The organism is Methanosarcina spelaei (genome assembly GCF_002287235.1).
In the GTDB taxonomy this organism is placed as follows: Archaea; Halobacteriota; Methanosarcinia; order Methanosarcinales; family Methanosarcinaceae; genus Methanosarcina; species Methanosarcina spelaei.
In genome coordinates, this window is the sequence record NZ_LMVP01000163.1 from 1 (window position 1) to 4,044 (window position 4,044).

General features: G+C 38.4%; 2 protein-coding genes. One reads left to right on the plus strand and one right to left on the minus strand.

The genetic code is table 11. The annotated features are described in order from the left end of the window. Positions 1–960 (plus strand): IS66 family transposase (locus tag ASJ81_RS09585; RefSeq protein WP_095642794.1); only part of this gene is annotated, 960 nt, incomplete at its 5' end. A 203-nt stretch (positions 961–1,163) separates the two neighbouring features. Here the strand turns inward: ASJ81_RS09585 and ASJ81_RS09590 are convergent. After that, the gene (locus tag ASJ81_RS09590; RefSeq protein ID WP_095644275.1) at positions 1,164–3,635 is read right to left on the minus strand and encodes a PAS domain-containing protein; all 2,472 of its coding nucleotides are present in this window, start codon (positions 3,633–3,635) and stop codon (positions 1,164–1,166) included. Positions 3,636–4,044 lie beyond the last annotated feature (409 nt).

Consider the following 4,044-nt stretch of genomic DNA (forward strand, 5'->3'; position numbering starts at 1 on the left):
CCTTATCAGCAGATTGATGATACAGGTGCAAGAGTCAATGGTGTCAATTATTATACTCAAATTCTTTGTAATCCTTATTATACTGCTTATTTTACAGTTCCCAATAAAAATAGAGAAAATGTTTTAGACGTGCTTTTATGTGGAAAAGAAAAAACATACTGCTTTACTGATGAAGCATATAATCTGATGAAAACGTTTAATGTTTCCCAAAGTTGGATGGAAAAACTCTCGTCTTTTAAAAACAAAATATTCAGTGACGAAGAAATGCGTCGAAAACTGGATTGTGTTTTCTCACTTAATGGATATAAAACTACTAAGAAGAAAGTCCTTGAAGCCTGTGCAATTGCGGCCTATCATCAAAGTAAAGACATACCTGTGGTTACCACACTTTTAAGTGATGATGCACGTCAGTTCAGGCAAATTGCATATCACCATGCTCTTTGTTGGATTCATGACGGTAGAAACTACAAGAAATTAAGGCCAATAGTTCCGTATCATAAAGAAAAGCTGAAAGCTTTTCTGAACAGTTACTGGAACTTTTATGGTGAGCTTTCTAAGTTTAGAATAAAACCAGATTCAGAGGTAGCGGAGCAATTATCCGTTAAGTTTGATCAGTTGTTTTCTACCAAAACAGGATATGAACAGCTGGATGAAAGAATCGCTAAGACAAAAGAGAACAAGGAACAGCTGTTAAAGGTTCTGGTCTTGCCAGAGGTTCCGCTGCATAACAATGCAGCGGAACTAGCGGCGAGAGCAAAAGTCAGAAAAAGAGATGTGAGCCTTCAAACCATAACAGAGGAAGGAACAAAAGCAAATGACACATTTATGACGATTGTTCAGACAGCAAAGAAACTGGGTGTAAGTGCATATCAGTACATATGTGATAGAGTTGGCGGTACATTTGGGATGCCATCTCTGGCTCAATTAATCGGAGAAAAAAGCTCAATAAGCAGAAATTGAGAGCTTTCCACTCAATTTGAAGAGGATACAGTTTATCGATAATTTTTGCTCTGCTTATCTGATCTTAACAATGCGATCTTAAACAGTCCGACCTTAACAGTCCGACCTTAACAATGCGATCTTAAACAAGCAATCTGAAAAAATGCGAGATTTGGAGCAGCATCATGTCCCTGATACCATTGCCTGTGCGGAAAAAGCAGCAATTATAATTTATTTTCCACTTCAAACCTCATGCTAAACTCGGTTCCGTTTTCTCGTTTCAGTTCGATTTCGCCTTCCAGCTGATTGACCAGAATGCTTACCAGCTGCAGGCCAAGGGTTTTAGGACTTTCGAAGTTTACGGTTTCCGGGATACCTTTCCCATTATCCGAAACCGCAAGTTTAAATTCTGTACTTTTGACTTCGGAACCTATCTCTTCATTGAGGTGTTCAAACTCGTCGTTTCTAGAAAGCCTTATCCGAATTTCTCCGCCTTCCCTATCTAAAAATGCATGCTTCAGAGAGTTTGAAACCAGTTCATTGACAATTAGCCCTAAAGGCACAGCAATATCCATATCAAAAAAAATATTCTCCTCCAGCTCCGTTTTGGGGTTGATAGCTGCATTTCCAAGCCTATAAGTCTGGAAAAGGTTTCCAATGAGTTTCTTAAGGTACGACGAAAAGTTGAGCCTCTCAGTTCCCTCACCTTCATGTAATTCCTCATGGATTAAAGCAATAGAGATTACCCGATCCTGACTTTCCCTGAAGGCCTTAAGAACTTCCGAATTCTTGATGCATTCCCCGTTATTGAACTTTTCAGCCTGAAGGTCCAGCAGGGAAGAGATTACCTGGAGATTGTTTTTGATGCGGTGATGAATTTCTTTCTGGCGGGCAATTTTGATGTTCGCAAGAAATTCCTCGGTTTCCTTCCTTTCGGTTATATCAAAAATTGTGCCCTGGTAGAATTTTGTATTTCCGTCTTTTCCCAGAACTCTCTGGTAAATTTCGTGTAACCAGCGAATTTTTCCGTCTCTATGTATTATGCGAAAATCAACCTTGATATATTTCATGGAAGGAGAACTCCTAATTTTTTCCCCTTCTTTGAGAAGTAATGGCAGATCTTCAGGAAGGATTATCTCTTTCCACTTAACCCTGGACATAAGTTCTTCTTCAGTACATCCTGTGATTTCTCCAACAGCTCCGTGCATGAATATGGGGACGAGGTTCTCGTCCGCCTGGAATGCAATCCCATGGAAATTCTGTATAAGAGAACGGTATTTCAGTTCACTAGCTTCAACCTTTTCCAGTGTACATTTCCATTCTGTAATGTCTTTCATCACACCAATGGTCCGATAAACTTCCCCCTCATCATTTGTTAGCCAGACGCCTCGAATTTCCATGTAGATATATCTTCCGTCTTTTCTTCTGAACCTGAACTCCGTCTGAATTCTTGCTTTTCTCCTGAGGAATTTCTCCAGACTTTTTGTTGTTTTGTCCCTATCTTCAGGGTGGAGGTGTTCCATCCAGAGTAATTTATCAAAGTTTTTGAATTCTTCCGGAGAGTAGCCTGTTACTTCCCGGATAGCTCCTGCCCATTCTACCTCATGCGTATCGAGCCTGAGATCAAATACTAGCTGCCCTGTCTGCTCGGTTGCTGTGCGGTACCTTTCCTCACTTTCTTGCAGGTTTTTGCTTGCAAGATTTTGTTCTGTTATATCTTTTACGACTCCGGTGACCCTGCTTATACTTCCTCTTGAGTCCAGTATATAGGTTCCGTTTTCTTCAAGATAGGCGTAATCACCGTTCTTTTTTTGGAATCGGTATTCCAGACGGAAGTTCCCTTTGTTTTTTATATAATTTTTATTGTTTATCCAGAGCTTATGCCTGTCTTCAGGGTGAACGTACTCCATCCATAAGTTCACACCTGCACCTTTTAATTCTTCAGGCATGTATCCCGTAACTTCTTCAATTGCTCCAAGCCAGTCGACTTTATCATCTATGATGTCACAATTGTACACCATCTGCCCTGTTTTTTCCAGAATGGTCTTGTACATTTCCTCGTTTTTCTTAATTTGCTCGCTCAGTTCATTTTTGGAACTAAGGCTCTCTTTCAGGATTTTTTCTGTCTTCCGGAGTTTGGTTATATCCTGCATTACAGTAATGATCCCGAGAGTCTCCCCTTCTTCGTCGCATAAGGCGGATTTATTTAAAATAAAAGTTTTTGTTGTCCCATCCGCAACTATAAGTTCCTGTTCTATGGTTCTCGTTCCACCATGATTCAGGATTTCATTTTCAATCTTGGTCCATTCGTTACATCTTTCCAGGAGATCACTCTTTTCTACGATATATTTTCTAGGACTATCCAAAATTTTCTTGGCGAGTTCGAGAAGTGTTCTCCCGATAATCTCTTCTTTTGGAAAGCCAATCATCGTCCTTGCATGAGCCTCGTTTACTAGAAGGAAAACTCCATTTTTATCTTTGTATGATACTGGATTGACCATGGTGTCAAGCATATCTTCTATAATATGAGGACAATCCCGAAAAATAAGATTTGAGATTTTGCCTTTTTCACCAGATATTTTAACCTGGCTATAAGCCTCGCCATTTGAGGCTATTAGCTCGCTTGTCTTTTTATCTTTGTTTACCAGTGCTGTTATCTCTTCCTGACATTCTGGTTCTTCCTTGTGGTCCTTCATCTTCCTTCTCCAGAGGCTCTCGAAAATCAAGTTTTTTGACACTCAAATTCACAGATAAACTCTGTATTTTTATGGGCAAGATGCCTGGTTAAATAAGTACTTATAAAGTTAAAACAAGTTTTCTGATGTTTTCTAAATTCGGTTTACTGTAAGCCAATAAGTTAGATTATATTTCATGATAATTAATAGTTATCTCTTCAGGCAATAAAAGCAAAGGTAATTTTTAAGATATATAATTGGCAAATTTTATATTTAATAATGTCTAGTTGATCATGTTATTAATTAATATATGACTAATGTGGATAATAATATTCATAAAAGGCTAATTAATGGAAAAATGTAACTGAGAAAAAATAACTGAAAAAAAGTAACTGAAAAAAAGTAACTGAAAAAAAGTAACTGAAAAAAA

Coding starts and splice junctions, on each gene's coding strand:
- ASJ81_RS09590 (WP_095644275.1), bottom strand. CDS start 3,635: ATGAAGGACCACAAGGAAGAACCAGAATGTCAGGAAGAGATAACAGCA.